The organism is Pseudomonas sp. ADAK2 TE3594 (assembly GCF_053628675.1).
Map to the genome: position 1 here is coordinate 14,946 of NZ_JBRJGV010000001.1, position 16,708 is coordinate 31,653.

Annotated in this window: 18 protein-coding genes; 12 read left to right on the top strand and 6 right to left on the bottom strand. The window is 59.9% G+C overall.

Annotated elements, in window-relative coordinates; all coding sequences use genetic code 11:
* The first annotated feature begins 47 nt into the window (after positions 1-47).
* From AB7M22_RS00045 to AB7M22_RS00055, 3 genes are read left to right on the top strand one after another with little or no spacing between them, the layout of a single operon-like run.
* A complete protein-coding gene (locus AB7M22_RS00045; protein WP_454184829.1) occupies positions 48-623 on the top strand; it encodes a YfiR family protein in 576 nt (191 codons plus the stop codon).
* Positions 620-1,888, top strand: a complete 1,269-nt coding sequence (locus AB7M22_RS00050; protein ID WP_454184830.1) for a diguanylate cyclase domain-containing protein — start codon at positions 620-622, stop codon at positions 1,886-1,888. The genes AB7M22_RS00045 and AB7M22_RS00050 overlap by 4 nt, the downstream gene beginning before the upstream one ends.
* 5 nt (positions 1,889-1,893) lie before the next feature.
* A complete protein-coding gene (locus AB7M22_RS00055; RefSeq protein ID WP_454188739.1) occupies positions 1,894-2,397 on the top strand; it encodes an OmpA family protein in 504 nt (167 codons plus the stop codon).
* On the opposite strand, the gene AB7M22_RS00060 is transcribed toward AB7M22_RS00055, so the two are convergent.
* Entirely contained in the window at positions 2,394-3,341 is a 948-nt protein-coding gene (locus AB7M22_RS00060) for a LysR family transcriptional regulator (protein ID WP_008005554.1), read from the bottom strand. The two genes, AB7M22_RS00055 and AB7M22_RS00060, sit on opposite strands and share 4 nt — an antisense overlap.
* Before the next feature lie 162 nt (positions 3,342-3,503).
* Between AB7M22_RS00060 and AB7M22_RS00065 the strand changes: the two genes are divergently transcribed.
* Together AB7M22_RS00065 and mmsB are read left to right on the top strand one after the other, a co-directional pair.
* Positions 3,504-5,021, top strand: coding sequence for a CoA-acylating methylmalonate-semialdehyde dehydrogenase (locus AB7M22_RS00065; protein WP_008005553.1), 1,518 nt, complete (start codon positions 3,504-3,506; stop codon positions 5,019-5,021).
* 10 nt (positions 5,022-5,031) lie between these two features.
* On the top strand, positions 5,032-5,919 hold the full coding sequence (gene mmsB / locus AB7M22_RS00070) for a 3-hydroxyisobutyrate dehydrogenase (protein ID WP_454184831.1): 888 nt from the start codon (positions 5,032-5,034) through the stop codon (positions 5,917-5,919).
* Positions 5,920-6,173: 254 nt separating this feature from the next.
* Here mmsB and AB7M22_RS00075 read toward each other — a convergent pair whose 3' ends face one another.
* From AB7M22_RS00075 to AB7M22_RS00090, 4 genes are all read right to left on the bottom strand, one after another.
* Entirely contained in the window at positions 6,174-6,518 is a 345-nt protein-coding gene (locus AB7M22_RS00075) for a cupin domain-containing protein (protein ID WP_007900627.1), read from the bottom strand.
* A 107-nt stretch (positions 6,519-6,625) separates the two neighbouring features.
* On the bottom strand, positions 6,626-6,997 hold the full coding sequence (locus tag AB7M22_RS00080) for a MerR family transcriptional regulator (RefSeq protein ID WP_008005551.1): 372 nt from the start codon (positions 6,995-6,997) through the stop codon (positions 6,626-6,628).
* Between the two features lie 48 nt (positions 6,998-7,045).
* On the bottom strand, positions 7,046-7,621 hold the full coding sequence (locus AB7M22_RS00085) for an NAD(P)H-dependent oxidoreductase (RefSeq protein ID WP_454184832.1): 576 nt from the start codon (positions 7,619-7,621) through the stop codon (positions 7,046-7,048).
* A gap of 45 nt (positions 7,622-7,666) precedes the next feature.
* The gene (locus tag AB7M22_RS00090) at positions 7,667-8,551 is read right to left on the bottom strand and encodes a LysR substrate-binding domain-containing protein (RefSeq protein WP_454184833.1); all 885 of its coding nucleotides are present in this window, start codon (positions 8,549-8,551) and stop codon (positions 7,667-7,669) included.
* 216 nt (positions 8,552-8,767) lie between these two features.
* Between AB7M22_RS00090 and AB7M22_RS00095 the strand changes: the two genes are divergently transcribed.
* A complete protein-coding gene (locus AB7M22_RS00095) occupies positions 8,768-9,532 on the top strand; it encodes a sulfite exporter TauE/SafE family protein (protein WP_454184834.1) in 765 nt (254 codons plus the stop codon).
* On the opposite strand, the gene AB7M22_RS00100 is transcribed toward AB7M22_RS00095, so the two are convergent.
* Positions 9,522-9,836 carry a putative quinol monooxygenase gene (locus AB7M22_RS00100; protein ID WP_454184835.1) on the bottom strand — a complete coding sequence of 105 codons (315 nt, stop codon included), beginning with the start codon at positions 9,834-9,836 and terminating at the stop codon, positions 9,522-9,524. The genes AB7M22_RS00095 and AB7M22_RS00100 overlap by 11 nt on opposite strands.
* A 162-nt stretch (positions 9,837-9,998) precedes the next feature.
* On the opposite strand from AB7M22_RS00100, the gene AB7M22_RS00105 reads away from it, so the two are divergent.
* The 6 genes from AB7M22_RS00105 to AB7M22_RS00130 all read left to right on the top strand — a co-directional run bounded on the left by AB7M22_RS00105 (position 9,999) and on the right by AB7M22_RS00130 (position 16,708).
* On the top strand, positions 9,999-10,589 hold the full coding sequence (locus tag AB7M22_RS00105; RefSeq protein WP_008005541.1) for an NAD(P)H-dependent oxidoreductase: 591 nt from the start codon (positions 9,999-10,001) through the stop codon (positions 10,587-10,589).
* Between the two features lie 242 nt (positions 10,590-10,831).
* On the top strand, positions 10,832-11,743 hold the full coding sequence (locus AB7M22_RS00110) for a LysR substrate-binding domain-containing protein (RefSeq protein WP_454184836.1): 912 nt from the start codon (positions 10,832-10,834) through the stop codon (positions 11,741-11,743).
* A 204-nt stretch (positions 11,744-11,947) separates the two neighbouring features.
* Positions 11,948-13,393, top strand: coding sequence for a SulP family inorganic anion transporter (locus AB7M22_RS00115; protein WP_454184837.1), 1,446 nt, complete (start codon positions 11,948-11,950; stop codon positions 13,391-13,393).
* Positions 13,394-13,530: 137 nt separating this feature from the next.
* Positions 13,531-14,265, top strand: coding sequence for a hypothetical protein (locus AB7M22_RS00120; RefSeq protein ID WP_454184838.1), 735 nt, complete (start codon positions 13,531-13,533; stop codon positions 14,263-14,265).
* 217 nt (positions 14,266-14,482) lie between these two features.
* Positions 14,483-15,832: a GntT/GntP/DsdX family permease gene (locus AB7M22_RS00125; protein WP_454184839.1), complete on the top strand. Its 1,350-nt coding sequence runs from the start codon at positions 14,483-14,485 to the stop codon at positions 15,830-15,832.
* Between the two features lie 15 nt (positions 15,833-15,847).
* Positions 15,848-16,708, top strand: a complete 861-nt coding sequence (locus AB7M22_RS00130; protein ID WP_454184840.1) for a MurR/RpiR family transcriptional regulator — start codon at positions 15,848-15,850, stop codon at positions 16,706-16,708.

The window sequence follows — 16,708 nt, forward strand, 5'->3', positions numbered from 1 at the left end:
TGCTATCGTTGCGGCATCATTTCGTTGCGATCGAAGAGAATCCCTGCATGAAGGTGGCTGTCCGGGCGACAGAGCGCGTTGTTGGCTGCAAGCAAGTGCTGCTTGCCGGCCTTCTCTGTTTGTTGGCGGGCGTTACCTTCGCTCAGCCGGAAACCACCGTAAGCAAGGCCGACCAGCGTGCCAGATCAGTCACTCAGGTGGTGCTCGGGATCCTCAGTTATGCCCGGTGGCCTGTTGAGCCTCAACAGTTGCGTCTGTGCGTGGTCGGCCCTACCGAGTACACCGACGATCTGGTCAAAGGCACTACCCAGGCCACTGGTCGGGCTGTCACCGTGCGACGGCTTTTGGCCGATAACCCGGCCATTGCGGGTGAATGCGACGCGGTGTACATCGGCAAGCTGACCAGCGACGAACGCAGTCGATTATTCGCCTCGCTGACAGGGCGCCCGGTGGTGAGCATCAGCGAAGGCGGCGATCAATGCACCGTCGGCAGTCTGTTCTGCCTGCGGGTCGGCGATGAACAGGTATCCTTCGAGGTCAACCTCGACTCGGTCGCCCGCAGCGGTGTGCGCATCCATCCCAGTGTGCTGCAACTGTCGCGTCGCAAGCCGGCGGCACCATGAGTCTATTCAAATCTCGTATACGTCCGACCCTGGGGTCGGTTATCGGCCGTGGGCATTTGATCGTCGCCCTGGTGGGCGTGGCCATGGCCAGTGTTTCGTTGACCCTGCTGGGGGTTCTGGCCTTGCGGGTTTATGCCGATCACAACCTGCATCTGATCGCCCGTTCGATCAATTACACCGTGGAAGCCGCGGTGGTGTTCAACGATAAGGTCGCCGCCACCGAAGCGCTGGCATTGATCGCGTCCACCGAAGAAGTGGCCGATGCACAGGTGATGGACGAGAAAGGCGAGTTACTCGCACGTTGGCAACGGCCGGAAACGGGATTGTTGTCCGATCTTGAAGTGCAGATCGCCCGGGTGATTCTGGAAAAACCCATCAGCATGCCGATCGTCCATCAAGGTCAGGAAATCGGCAGCATTCTGCTCATCGGTCACGGCGGCAGTCTCATGCGCTTTTTGCTCAGCGGCCTGATGGGGATCGTCTTGTGTACCGCCGTCAGTGCCTGGGTTGCGCTCTATCTGGCGCGGCGGCAATTGCGGGGGATCATCGGCCCGATGCGCAGCTTGGCTGCGGTGGCTCACGCCGCTCGCAGCGAGCGAGCCTTCGACCAGCGCGTGCCGCCCGCCGATATTGCCGAACTCGACAACTTGGGCAACGACTTCAATGCCTTGCTCGATGAACTCGAATCCTGGCAGACCCACTTGCAAAGCGAAAACGAAACCCTGGCCCACCAAGCCAGCCATGACAGCCTTACCGGACTGCCGAATCGAGCATTTTTCGAAGGCCGCCTGATGCGAGCCTTACGCAATGCCAGCAAATTGGATGAGCGAGTGGCCGTGCTGTTTCTCGACAGCGACCGGTTCAAGGAGATCAACGATAACTTTGGCCATGCTGCCGGCGATGCGGTGCTGATCGCCGTGGCAACGCGGGTTCGTGCGCAGCTGCGTGAAGAGGACCTGGTCGCGCGTCTGGGCGGCGACGAGTTTGCCGTCCTGCTGACACCGCTGCATAAAACCGAAGACGCCGAACGGATTGCTGACAAAATCATCGCCAGCATGGAAATACCCATCCAGTTGCCGGGCAGTATTCAGGTGTTGACTTCACTCAGTATCGGCATCGCCGTGTACCCCGATCATGGGGGCACACCGGGTGCGTTGCTCGATGCTGCCGACGCCGCGATGTACCAGGCCAAACGCCTTTCCCGAGGCGCGCAGCAAACGGCAGGGGCGGAGTTCCCTGTCGCCCATGTTCAAACCAGGAGCTAATGTCTGTGTTCACCTTCAATCAGCGTTTTCTACGATTTTTCACGATCACCCTGTTCCTGGCCTTGCTGGCATTGACCGGTTGCCAGACAGCACCGCAAAAGGGTCTGACCCCGGCGCAAATCGCTGTGCTCAAGCAGCAAGGTTTCGAAATGACGGATGATGGCTGGGCCTATGGCTTGTCGGACAAGGTGCTGTTCAGCAGTGACGTCGAGAGCCTGAACCCCGCCAGTACCGAGATCGTCGAGCGCATCGGCAAGGCGTTGTTGGGTGTGGGCATCGAGCGGGTGAGGATCGATGGCCACACCGATGCCTCGGGCAAAGAGTCCTATAACGAACAGCTTTCACTGCGTCGCGCAAAAAGCGTCGGCAAGGTTTTGGCCGCTGTCGGCATAAAAGAAGAAAACATCCAACTGCGCGGCCTGGGTAGCAGCAAGCCTGTTGCGTCCAACGACACTGCGGTTGGACGCTCCGAGAACCGTCGGGTGTCGATCGTGGTGAGCGCGGATTAATCGGCGAACAACATCTCCCGACTTTCCCCCATCAACAGTGCTTGATTCTGCTCGGTGACCCCACGGATGTAGTCCCACAGCAACGTGATCCGCTTGAGTTTGCGCAGGTCTTCCCGGCAGTACATCCAGAACTGCCGGGTAATGGTGATCTCTTGCGGCAACACCGGCAGCAATCGCGGATCCTGAGCCGCCAGGAAGCACGGCAGAATCGCCAGTGACCGTCCTTGCTGCGCCGCTACGAACTGCGCGATCACGCTGGTGCTGCGCAGATTGGCACTGGCACCGGGCAACACATTCGCCAGGTACAGCAGCTCCGAGCTGAACGCCAGATCGTCCACATAACTGATGAATTGATGCTTGCCCAAGTCTGCCGGGCGGCGGATCGGTGGGTGCTTGTCCAGATAATCCTGGGTCGCATACAGCTGCAGTCGGTAGTCGCAGAGTTTGCAGCAGACATACGGGCCATGTTCCGGCCGCTCCAGCGCGATGACGATGTCTGCCTCGCGTTTGGACAGGCTGATGAAGTGCGGCAGCGGCAGGATGTCCACCGAGATCGCCGGGTAGGCGTCGACGAAATGGCTCAGCTGCGGGGTGATGAAAAAGCTGCCGAACCCTTCGGTGCAACCCATGCGCACATGCCCGGACAACGCCACGCCGGAGCCCGAAACCTGTTCGCAGGCCATGTGCAGAGTGCTTTCGATCGACTCGGCGTAACCCAGCAGCCGCTGGCCTTCGGCAGTCAGGACGAAACCGCTGGTGCGGGACTTTTCGAACAGCAACGTGCCCAACGAGGCTTCCAGTGAACTGATGCGTCGCGACACAGTGGTGTAGTCCACCGCCAGACGTTTGGCCGCGGTGCTGGCCTTGCGAGTGCGGGCAACCTCGAGGAAAAACTTGAGGTCATCCCAGTTCAACGAGCCTAAAGACGTGATGTTTTTTTGCATGATGGACCGGCTTTTATGTGCGTTCTTATTAGAAGTTTGCACATCTATACTCCAAAAACAGTCCGACAACCAATTCGTGACACACGTCGCATCTCAAGGCGACTTTCTCGCCTTGGCTCCAAAGATAGCTCTCTAAATAAGAACAACGTCCCGGAGACCAACATGAACGCATCGCTAGAAACCACCGTGCAAAAGGTCAAGTTGTTGATCGATGGCGAGTGGGTCGAATCCCAGACCACCGAATGGCACGACATCGTCAACCCGGCGACCCAACAAGTGTTGGCCAAAGTCCCATTCGCGACGGCTGCCGAAGTCGATGCTGCCATCAGCGCAGCCCATCGCGCCTTCCAGACCTGGAAGCTGACACCGATCGGCGCGCGGATGCGCATCATGCTCAAGCTTCAGGCGTTGATTCGTGAACACTCCAAGCGTATTGCCGTGGTACTCAGCAACGAGCAGGGCAAAACCATTGCCGATGCTGAAGGCGACATCTTCCGCGGCCTGGAAGTGGTCGAACACGCTTGCTCCATTGGCAGCCTGCAAATGGGCGAGTTCGCCGAGAACGTCGCTGGCGGTGTCGATACCTACACCCTGCGTCAGCCGATCGGCGTCTGCGCCGGCATTACCCCGTTCAACTTCCCGGCGATGATTCCGCTGTGGATGTTCCCGATGGCCATCGCCTGCGGCAACACCTTCGTGCTCAAGCCGTCCGAACAGGACCCGATGTCGACCATGCTGTTGGTGGAACTGGCCATCGAGGCCGGCATTCCGCCGGGTGTGCTCAACGTCGTTCATGGCGGCAAGGATGTCGTGGATGCGCTTTGCACCCACAAGGACATCAAGGCTGTTTCGTTCGTCGGTTCGACCGCGGTCGGTACTCACGTCTACGACCTGGCCGGCAAACACGGCAAGCGCGTGCAATCGATGATGGGCGCCAAGAACCACGCCGTTGTGCTGCCCGATGCCAACCGCGAGCAAGCCCTCAACGCTCTGGTCGGCGCCGGTTTCGGTGCGGCCGGGCAACGCTGCATGGCCACATCCGTCGTGGTGCTGGTGGGCGCGGCCAAGCAATGGCTGCCTGACCTGAAGGCGCTGGCGCAGAAACTCAAGGTCAATGCCGGCAGCGAGCCGGGCACTGATGTTGGTCCGGTGATTTCCAAGCGAGCCAAGGCGCGGATTCTCGATCTGATCGAGAGCGGCATCAAGGAGGGTGCCAAGCTCGAACTGGACGGTCGCGACATCAGCGTTCCGGGCTACGAGAAGGGTAACTTTGTCGGCCCAACCCTGTTCTCTGGTGTCACTCCCGAGATGCAGATCTACACCCAGGAAATCTTCGGTCCGGTGCTGGTGGTATTGGAAGTCGATACCCTCGATCAGGCCATCGCACTGGTCAACGCCAACCCATTCGGCAACGGCACGGGGTTGTTCACCCAGAGCGGTGCGGCGGCACGTAAATTCCAGACGGAAATCGACGTCGGTCAGGTCGGCATCAACATCCCGATTCCTGTGCCGGTGCCGTTCTTCAGCTTCACCGGTTCCCGTGGGTCGAAGCTCGGCGACCTCGGTCCGTATGGCAAGCAAGTGGTGCAGTTCTACACTCAAACCAAGACCGTCACTGCGCGCTGGTTCGATGACGACAGCGTCAACGACGGTGTGAACACCACCATCCACTTGCGTTAAGGAGCCGGACATGAAAATCGCTTTTATCGGTCTCGGCAACATGGGCGCGCCGATGGCGCGCAACCTGATCAAGGCCGGCCATTCACTGAGCCTGGTCGACCTGAACAAAACTGTGCTGGCAGAGCTCGAGCAACTGGGCGGCAGCATCAGCGCTTCGGCGCGTGAAGCGGCTCAAGGTGCAGAGTTGGTGATCACCATGCTGCCAGCCGCTGTGCATGTGCGCAGCGTCTGGCTGGGTGAAGACGGCGTGTTGGCGGGAATCGCCAAGGGCGTGCCCGCAGTGGATTGCAGCACCATCGATCCGCAGACAGCGCGCGACGTTGCCGCAGCGGCTGCCAAACAAGGCGTGGCCATGGCCGATGCACCGGTCTCTGGCGGTACTGGCGGTGCTGCGGCCGGGACGCTGACCTTCATGGTCGGCGCTACGCCTGAGTTGTTCGCCACCCTGCAACCGGTGCTGGCGCTGATGGGCCGCAATATCGTGCACTGTGGCGAAGTCGGCACCGGGCAAATCGCCAAGATCTGCAACAACCTGCTGCTGGGGATTTCCATGGTCGGCGTCAGCGAAGCCATGGCTTTGGGCGATGCGCTGGGGATCGACACGACGGTGCTGGCGGGGATCATCAACAGTTCCACCGGGCGCTGCTGGAGTTCGGAGATGTACAACCCGTGGCCGGGTATCGTCGAAACGGCGCCGGCCTCGCGCGGGTATACCGGCGGTTTCGGTGCTGAACTGATGCTCAAGGATCTGGGGCTGGCCACTGAGGCGGCACGTCAGGCGCACCAACCGGTGGTGCTCGGCGCGGTGGCGCAGCAGTTGTATCAGGCGATGAGTCAGCGTGGGGAAGGTGGCAAGGACTTCTCGGCGATCATCAACAGCTATCGCAAACCCCAATAAGGGGACGGGATTGCTGGTGGGTTTGCCTATGGTGAGAGGGCTTGCCTGTGGCGAGGGGGCTTGCCCCCGTTGGAGTGCGTAGCGCTCCCCCTGCATTCCTTCATTCATACCGCACATACCGCATCGGCAGGTTTGACGACGGCTTCGCCGCCGAACGGGGGCAAGCCCCCTCGCCACAAAAGCCCCTCGCCACGGGGACTGCGTATTTCAGTATTTCCGAGAGACCACGTCGGGTGGTCTCTCGGTTTTTTGCATCAGGCAAACACGAAATATTTGCGCACGGTCTCAACCACTTCCCACGTGCCTTTCATGCCTGGCTCGATAACGAAAATATCACCGGCGCGAAGATGGATCGGTGCCATGCCTTCCGGGGTGATGATGCAGTAGCCTTCCTGGAAATGGCAGTATTCCCACTTCACATATTCCACATACCACTTGCCCGGCGTGCAGATCCAGGTGCCCATGATCTTGCTTCCGTCTTCGCTGGTGTAGGCGTTGAGGTTGACGGTGTGCGGGTCGCCTTCGAGTTTTTCCCATTTGCAGGCGTCGAGCACGGGCAGTGGATGAGTATCGCGAAGGACGGTAATCGGTGCGGTCATGATGACTCCGGGCAGTGGGTTCAAGAACTGAAGTCGCACCCTATAGCGCCCATACACCGTTCAGTTGTCTGTATTCGACATTGAGCTGTCCAGAAACGCGCAGACTCTCAAAGACTTTCCAGCGGGCAATCGGCTCTGGCCTGTGTGAGGCTGGCTTCGAACTCGACCAATTGCTCGTGTTGATGCCTGAGTGCGGCAATCCTCTGGCTGATTTCGCGTTTCTTGGCATCGATGGCTTGCTGCGCCAATGACCAGGGCATCGCCAGGCCTTGATGTTCGGTAAAGATCGCCTGCAACTCCTTGAGCTTGAAGCCCAGTTGCTGGGCGCACTTGATGAAGATCAGCAGGTCGACGCTGTGCTGATCATAGACACGGTATTTTCCTTGCCGCCGAGCGGCAGGCAGCAAGCCGATCGACTCGTAATGGCGGATACTCTTGATTGTCGTGCCCGAGCGATGCGCGGCTTGGCCGATGTACATGAAAAGTCCTTTTTTGCCGAGGATAAGCCAGCCCCATTATCGGCAGACTCATCGGCTGGCGATAGCCTGGGCTTGCAGCAGCCAGGTTTCGCGCTGACCGGCGCTGGACCCAAGAACCGGCCCGAAGGTGAGCGTGCGCCGAGGTTCGATGCCGCAAAACGCCAGGGTGGTTTTGCGCATCTGATGCAGCCCGGGCATGCGGTAGATCCAACGGTAATACCAAGGTGGCGTGTCCATGGTCACGAGCAGGTGCGCGCTACGGCCATACAACAATTTGTCGGGGAAGGCCTTGCCTTCGCGATACTTGAAGGCGAAGCCGGGAAGCAACACCCGATCAAGAAAACCCTTGAGCAAGGCCGGTATACCGCCCCACCAGATCGGGTAGACCAGGGTCAGGTGTTCAGCCCACAGAATGTCCGCCTGAGCACGGCGCAAGTCGGCTTCCAGCGGCTGCACATGTTGATAGCCTTCGCGTAGGACCGGGTCGAAGTCCATTTTACCCAGCCACAGTTGGCGCACCTCATGCCCGGCACGCAACGCCGATTGTGCGTAGCGTTCGGCAAGTGCGCCGCAGAAACTGTTGCTCGAAGGATGACCGAGGATCACCAGAATTCGCTTGCTCATCGTAACGGTCCCTGAAGATGAAACCTCAAGGGTAAAGTCTGCCCCTCAGGGGAGAGTCAAGGCGTTCAGCAAGGCCTGGGCATAACCGGGCAGCACGGCGAAGTCCCGGGCGCACAGCAACAGTTTGCGTCGTGCCCATGGCTCTTTCAGTGCGATGCTTTTGAACGGTGTTTCAGTCGGCCAGCGTTCGACCGCTGCCAAGGGCACGATCGCCAGCCCGGCACCTCGGGCGACCACGCGCATCACACCATCGAAGCCATCGGCACGGATGCGGATTTGCATCCGTAAGCCGCTGTGCAGGGCTTGTTCTTCCAGGTACACGGCCAAGGCGCTGTTGGCGTTCAGGCCGACGTAATCGTGGTGCAGGGTGGCGTTGAAACTTAACGGTCCGGTGTCGGCCAAGGGGTGATCCCATGGCAGGATCAACACCAGTGGGTCGTCACGGAAATAGCGGGTCTGAAGGCCGTCGGCATCCACGGCGTCGGACACGATGCCCAGGTCCGCCGCACCTTGGCGCAAGGCGTGGGTGATGCGCGCGCTGGGCAACTCTTGGAGGTCGATGTCGAGGTTCGGATGATCGCGCAGAAAGTCTGCCAGCAACTCAGGCAGGTACTCGGTGATTGCTGTGGTATTACACAACAACCGTACTTGGCCTTTGACTCCTTTGGCGTATTCGGCCAGGTCCTGCTGCATGCGCTCGGCCTGTTGCAAAAGGACTCGGGCGTGCTGCGCCAGGGCCCGGCCGGCAGGCGTCGGGCTGACACCGCGGCGACCTCGCTCTAGAAACTCGATGCCCAGTGAAGCCTCCATGGCGCGGATTCGAGCGCTCGCTGCCGCCAGCGACAGATGGCTGCGGGCGGCGCCGGCGGTGATATTGCCGGTGTCGAGGATGTTCAGGTAGAGGCGCAGGTCGGTCAGGTCGAAGTGCATTGTTACAGCCTCGGGAGGTTTGTTGTCTGGGCGGGCGCTTTCGCGGGCAAGCCTCGCTCCTACAGGGACTGTGTGATCGACACATCCTTGTAGGAGCGAGGCTTGCCCGCGAAGACGTCATCAGCCGCAACGAAAACTTTAGCCTCTACCAAATCAAGAGGCAGCCTCAGTATATGGCAGATTTCCAAGGCAACCATCAGGGCTCAGGATAGCCCCATGAATACACTCGCCGCGTTCTACCAACATCTGGGCTTGTCCCTGACCTTGCTGGTCATAGCCACCTTCCTGCTGGCCGGGATGATCAAAGGCGTGATCGGCCTTGGCCTGCCGACCATTGCCATGGGCTTGCTCGGTCTGGCTATGGCACCGTCGCAGGCTGCGGCGTTGCTGATTATTCCCGCGACGTTGACCAACGTCTGGCAACTGGCATTCGGCGGTCATTTGCGCGGGCTGCTGAACCGGTTGTGGCCGATGCTGCTGGCGATTTTCATCGGCACGGGCGCCGGCACGCTCTGGATCGGCATGGCCGGTGGGCATTGGGTCGTGCGAGGGCTGGGGGCGGCGTTGTTGATATACGCCTTGAGCGGATTGTTCCTGCCGACCTTGCGTGTCGGCAGTCGCACCGAGCGTTGGCTCGGTCCGCTGTGCGGTGTGCTGACGGGTGTCATCACTTCGGCCACCGGCGTCTTCGTGATTCCGGCGGTGCCTTATCTGCAAGCGCTGGGCTTGAGCAAGGATGAACTGGTGCAGGCGCTGGGCCTGTCGTTCACCGTCTCAACCCTGGCATTGGCCGCCGGACTGCTATGGCGCGGCGCCCTCGGCGGAGGCGAGTTGAGTGCATCGCTGCTGGCGCTGATTCCGGCGGTGCTCGGCATGCTGTTGGGGCAATGGCTGCGCCAACGGATCAGCGCCGTGTTGTTCAAGCGCGTGTTCTTCATCGGCCTCGGCGTACTCGGCGGCCACCTGTTGATCAGCGGCTAGCGGATGACGCGCTGAGCATCTCGATCGGCCGGATATCGAAATCCCGTTCCAGAAACTCCATGCGCTGGTCGAGGAACTGCTTCATGTGCGGCAGGTTCGAGTGCACGTCCAGATGGGCCTGGGACTGCCAGATCTCGTAGAAGATAAACAGCGTCGGGTCCTGTTTGTCGCGCAGCATGTGGTACTCGATACAGCCGGGTTCGGCGCGACTCGGTTCGACATAAGCACGGAACAACGCTTCGAAGGCCTCGGCTTTTTCCGGGCGGGTCTTGGCGTGCAGGATGAAGCCATGCAGTTCGCTCATCAGGTTCTCCTTGGATGTCAGAATCAGCACAAGCTTATGGCAACAATCGCCTGTTGATTCGTGCGTATTGGTCAAATGAATTTTGCTGATCCTGGGCTTATTCCACGCGAGGTCGATCGCTACTCTGCCGCCATCGAATTTCAACCTTGCGAGATTTCTCCCATGAAAAAAGTCCTGTTGCTCAATGGCGGCAAAAAATTTGCCCACTCCGATGGGCGCTACAACACGACGTTGCACGAAGCGGCGCTGAGCGTGCTGGATCGCGGCGGTGTGGATGTAAAAGCCACGTTCATCGACGAGGGGTACGACGTCGCGGAGGAAGTCGCCAAATTCCTCTGGGCCGATGTGATCATTTATCAGATGCCAGGCTGGTGGATGGGCGCGCCCTGGACCGTCAAGAAGTACGTCGATGAAGTCTTTACCGAAGGTCACGGCAGTCTTTATGCCAGCGATGGCCGCACGCGCTCCGACGCGTCGCAGAAGTACGGCAGCGGCGGTTTGTTGCACGGTAAAAAATACATGTTGTCGCTGACCTGGAACGCGCCGCAGCAAGCCTTCGACGACCCGACCGACTTCTTCGAAGCCAAAGGTGTGGATGCGGTGTACTTCCCGTTCCACAAGGCCAACACCTTCCTTGGCATGACCGGTTTGCCGACCTTCCTGTGCGTCGATGTGATGAAACGCCCGAACGTCGAAGCCGATGTGGCGCGTTATGAGCAGCACTTGAGCGAGGTGTTTGGCCTTAAGGCATAACGCTCAGCTACTATCGATATCTGAAGCAGGCGCTGAATCTGTGGCGAGGGGGCTTGCCCCCGTTGGTGCGCGAAGCGGACCCCAAACCTGCCAACGCGGTGGTTCAGATAGTCCGCAGTTACTTATTTTACGACGGCTTCGCCGCCAAACGGGGGCAAGCCCCCTCGCCACATGGGCCCCTCGCCACAGGCAAGCCCACCCTCCACAGCAGAACGGCGCAGGACTATCGATAAGGGACACACGTGAAAGCCAGATCCGATGAGTTGCAGATTTTCGTCTGCGTGATTGAGTGCGGATCGATTTCGGCTGCGGCCGAACAGGTCGGGCAAACGCCGTCGGCGGTCAGCCGCACGCTGTCGCGTCTGGAGGCCAAGCTCGACACCACGCTGATCAACCGCACCACGCGCCGCATGGACCTGACCGAGGAGGGCAAGTATTTCTTCGAGCACGCCAAGCTGATTCTCGATCAAATGGACGAACTCGAAGAGCGTCTGTCCTCACGGCAGCAAACCCCCTCCGGACGTCTGCGAATCAATGCTGCCTCGCCATTCATGCTGCACGCCATCGTGCCGTACATCGATGAGTTCCGCCGTCTCTACCCAGACATCCAGCTCGAACTCAACAGCGACGACCTGATCATCGATCTCCTCGAACAAAGCACCGACATTGCCATCCGCATCGGCACGCTGGCCGACTCGACCTTGCACGCGCGCTCCCTGGGTTGCAGCCCGCTGCACATCGTCGCCAGCCCGGCGTATCTGGAACAACACGGCATACCGAACGCTGTAGCGGATTTGACCGAGCACAAGCTGCTGGGCTTTACCCACAATGAAGGCCTCAACCAATGGCCGCTACGCTATGTCCATGGTGATCGTTGGCCGATCCAGGCATCGATCAGTGCGTCGAGTGGTGAAACGGTCAGGCACCTCGCGCTGGCCGGCCAAGGCATTGCTTGCCTATCGCACTTCATGACCATCGACGACATCCGCGCCGGGCGCTTGCAGGTACTGCTGGCGGAATTCAACAGCGGATATCGCCAACCGATCAACGCGGTGTACTACCGCAACTCGCAACTTGCCCTACGGATTCAGTGCTTCCTGGACTTCATCCAGGGCAAATTGGCGGCTTACGCGATTGCGGATTTCAAGGGCTGATTCGCAGATTGCGTCATCGTTCATCGCGAGCAGGCTCGCTCCCACAATGGACTTGCGTCGATTCACGATAGTGGGATCGACATAGAGCCCATGTGGGAGCGAGCCTGCTCGCGATTGCGTTTCCGGCGCCCCATTCACTGGTCGGCCCGCCCTCAATTCCGTAACATCCGCCCTCTCTTCTCCCGCCTGTATTTTAGGTAAGCCATGAAACCCAAACGTCTGCGCGCCGATGTCCTGGCCGGACTCACGACCTCTTTCGCCCTGCTGCCCGAATGCATCGCCTTCGCGCTGGTGGCCCACCTCAATCCATTGATGGGGCTTTACGGCGCTTTCATCATCTGCACCCTGACAGCGCTGTTTGGTGGGCGGCCGGGAATGGTGTCTGGCGCCGCCGGGTCGATGGCCGTGGTGATCGTCGCGCTGGTGGTGCAGCACGGTGTGCAGTACTTGCTGGCGACGGTGCTGCTGGGTGGGCTGATCATGCTGGCGTTTGGTCTGTTGAGGCTGGGCAAACTGGTGCGCATGGTGCCGCACCCGGTGATACTCGGTTTCGTCAACGGCCTGGCGATTGTCATTGCCCTGGCCCAGTTAGAGCACTTCAAGAGCGGTGAAGGCTGGTTGAGTGGTGCGCCGCTGTACATGATGATCGGCTTGGTGGCGCTGACGATGGCCATCGTTTACCTGATGCCGCGCCTGACGCGCACCGTGCCGCCGGCGTTGGTGGCGATTCTGGGTGTTGGGCTGGCGGTTTATCTGCTCGGCCTGCCGACCCGTACCCTGGGCGACATGGCGCACATCGCTGGCGGCTTGCCGACGCTTGCGCTGCCAGACATCCCCTGGAGCCTGGAAACCCTGCGCATCATCGCCCCTTACGCGATATTGATGGCGTTGGTCGGCCTGCTGGAAACCCTGCTGACCCTGAACCTGACCGACGAGATCACCGAGAGCCGCGGCTACCCCGACCGTGAGTGCGTGGCATTGGGCGCTGCCAACGTGGTCTCTGGTATGTTCGGCGGCATGGGCGGCTGCGCCATGATCGGGCAAACCGTGATCAACCTCAGCTCCGGCGGTCGTGGTCGGCTGTCCGGTGCGGTGGCTGGGGGGATGATCTTGCTGTTTGTGCTGTTCCTTTCGCCGCTGATCGAGCGCATTCCGCTGGCCGCATTGGTCGGGGTGATGTTCGTGGTGTCGCAGCAGACGTTCGCCTGGGCTTCGTTGCGGGTGCTGAACAAGGTGCCGCTGAACGATGTCCTGGTGATCATCGCGGTCACGGTGATTACGGTGTTCACCGATCTGGCCATCTCCGTGTTGTGCGGGATCATCATTGCGGCGCTCAACTTCGCCTGGCAACAGGCTCGCGAGTTGTATGCCGACAGCTATCAGGAAAGCGACGGCAGCAAACTCTACCGCCTGCACGGCACATTGTTTTTCGCCTCTACCACGCCATTCCTCAACCAGTTCGATCCCGCCAACGACCCGGCCCAGGTGACCCTTGATTGTCGCCACCTGAGCTTCGTCGACTACTCGGCCATCGCTGCGCTGAAGACATTGCGCGAGCGCTACGCCAAGGCTGGCAAGCAGCTGCGCGTTCTGCATTTATCCGAACGCTGCAAGAAACTGCTCAAACGCGCCAGCGAGCATCACGACTGAAATCGATGAGTGATCGTTCCCCGCTCTACGTCACTGGGGGGCGAATTCTGGACAGTCTAGTGGCTACTTAGTAGCATCCGCCGCATACGGATCTTTCTCCTGCTCGTCGATCGACGTGGGTCTAACAAGGAATCGAAATGCACAACTTCACCCATGGCGATAAAACCGTTTGTTTCACTGTCTTGAGCGGTGAAGTGGTGAGCAGCGAAAAGCTCAGCGAGACCCGTGTGACATCCACGGGCGGCGTTCGTGTGAACGGTAACGACGATGATGTGACGCCTGTGCGCATCAGTTCTGTTTCGATCATCAATCATGAGTTCTGGGTCAAAACCCCGGACGGCATCGAGCACGATGTAAAGCTGCGCGGCGTTGATATTCCTTTGCGCACAGGTCAGCAAGTTTCTTTGATCAGTGCCTTGAAAAAGGATGGTTCGCCTCTGCACACCATTTTGCAGAACCACACGGCGTCCAAGCGCTGGGTGCTGCGTGACGCGAAGGTGCTGAATACTGAACTGGAGCTTTCGTCCTTTAAGTGGAGGACCGTGTTGATCGTGCTTGGATTGTGCATCGCCGGTTTTGCCACAGCCGGGCTAGGCTTCCTGGCGGCGGCGGGCTACTTTTTCTACGCGTGGTATCAGGGTTCCCAGCGCAAGAAACGGCTGATTAGCGATTTGAACGCCTACATCGAGAAACTGGAGAATCAGATTACCAACCGCCGTCATGCACCAAGCCCTGTTCAAGTTGAAAGCCCGGCTCCGGCTGAAACCTCTTTCCAGGTCGAAAGTCCTGCACCGGAGCAACCCCCTGCCGAGGCTGAAAGCCCTGCGCTGAACAGTGATAGCGTGCGCAGGGCGCTATCGCGCAATCTCTGATGATTTGATCTCGATTTGATCTCGATTTGAACTCGGCAAGTCGGTGAGGGGATGAAAGTTCCCCCATCCGATTTTCATAACTCACGACCTGCCATACCTCTGCACGACATCCCTTATCCCTCCACGAAAATTACTTTCACTTCGTTTGAAAGTAGCTCGTCGAAATGATTTATGAGTTTCACAACTTATTCGACGTGACCCTTTCGAGGAGTGCCGCATGACGCTTTCCTTCGGCTATTGGCTGCTGGTGTACGCCGCCATCGCCATCATCGCGCTGATCGTCCTGATCGCCCGTTACCGGCTTAATCCCTTCATTGTCATCACCCTGGTGTCCATCGGCCTGGCGCTGCTGGCGGGGATGCCGCCGTCGGGTGTGGTGGGGGCGTATGAGGCCGGGGTGGGCAAGACGCTGGGGCACATTGCGCTGGTGGTGGCGCTGGGGACGATGCTTGGCAAGATGATGGCCGAGTCCGGCGGCGCCGAGCAGGTGGCGCGTACGTTGATCGACCGCTTCGGTGAAAAAAATGCGCATTGGGCGATGGTGTGTATCGCCTTTCTTGTAGGGCTGCCGCTGTTCTTCGAGGTCGGTTTTGTCTTGCTGGTGCCCATCGCATTCACCGTGGCGCGGCGGGTGGGCGTGTCGATTCTGATGGTCGGTTTGCCGATGGTTGCCGGGCTCTCTGTGGTCCACGCATTGGTACCGCCGCACCCGGCGGCGATGCTGGCGGTGCAGGTCTATCAGGCGTCGGTGGGGCAGACATTGCTCTATGCGATTCTGATCGGCATTCCGACCGCGATCATCGCCGGCCCGCTGTATGCCAAATTCATCGTGCCGCGCATTCAGCTGCCGGCGGATAACCCTTTGGAGCGGCAGTTCCTCGAGCGTGAACCGCGCGACAGCCTGCCGGGTTTCGGCGTCACCATGGCGACCATTTTGTTGCCGGTGGTGCTGATGTTGATCGGTGGTTGGGCGAATCTGATTTCCACCCCGGGCAGTGGTTTCAACCAGTTTCTGTTGTTCATCGGCAACTCGGTGATTGCCTTGCTGCTGGCGACTTTGCTGAGTTTTTGGACCCTCGGCCTGGCCCAGGGCTTCAACCGCGAATCGATCCTCAAGTTCACCAACGAATGCCTGGCGCCGACCGCCAGCATCACCTTGCTGGTAGGCGCCGGCGGTGGCTTGAACCGGATTCTGGTGGACGCAGGCGTCACCGATCAGATCGTCAGCCTGGCCGATGAATTCCAGCTGTCGCCGCTGTTGATGGGCTGGCTGTTCGCCGCGTTGATGCGCATCGCCACCGGTTCCGCCACGGTAGCCATGACCACCGCTTCAGGGATTGTTGCGCCGGTGGCCGTTGGTCTGGGTTATCCGCATCCTGAGTTGTTGGTGCTGGCGACGGGGGCGGGGTCGGTTATCTTTTCCCACGTCAACGACGGCGGCTTCTGGTTGATCAAGGAATACTTCAACATGACCGTCACCCAGACCTTCAAGACCTGGACGGTGCTCGAGACCATCATCTCGCTAGTCGCCTTCGGTTTGACCGTAGGTCTTTCTTACCTGCTTTAGTCGGAGCCATCCGCCATGGACATCCTCTATCAGATCCGCGCCCGTCAGGATTCCTTCAGCGCTGGTGAAGGACGCATCGCTCGGTTGATGCTCGACGACGTAGGATTTGCCGCCTCCGCCAGCCTCGATGAGCTGGCGCAGCGGGCGGAAGTCAGCACCGCCACACTGTCGCGTTTTGCACGTACGGTCGGTTGCCGCGACCTGCGCGATTTGCGTCTGCAACTGGCCCAGGCCAGCGGCGTCGGCAGTCGCTTTCTCGACCCGGCGGGTACACCCGAGCAGTCGGCGTTCTACGGACAGATCGTCGGCGATATCGAATCGACCTTGCGTCAGCATCTGTCGGCCTTCGATGAATCACGTTTCGCCGACGCGGTGAAATTGCTGGGCAAAGCGCGGATGATTCACGCCTTCGGCATGGGCGGCTGCTCGACCTTGTGCGGCGGTGAACTGCAAGTGCGGCTGGTGCGCCTCGGCTACCCGATTGCGGTGTGTCATGACCCGGTGATGATGCGCGTCACCGCCGCCAGCCTCGGTGCCGAACACGCGGTCATCGCCTGCTCGCTGACCGGCATCACGCCCGAGCTGCTCGAAGCAGTGGACCTGGCTCGCAGCTACGGCGCCCGAATTCTCGCTATAACCCGGGCTGACTCGCCACTGGCGCAACTGGCCGATGTGCTGTTGCCGCTGCAAAGCGCCGAAACTTCCTTCATCTACAAACCCACGGCGGCGCGCTACGGCATGTTGCTGGCCATCGACGTGCTCGCCACCGAGCTGGCGCTGGCCAATCCTGAAGACAATCAAGAACGTCTGCGGCGGATCAAACTGGCCCTGGACGACTACCGCGGTGGCGACGATCACTTGCCGCTGGGAGACTGA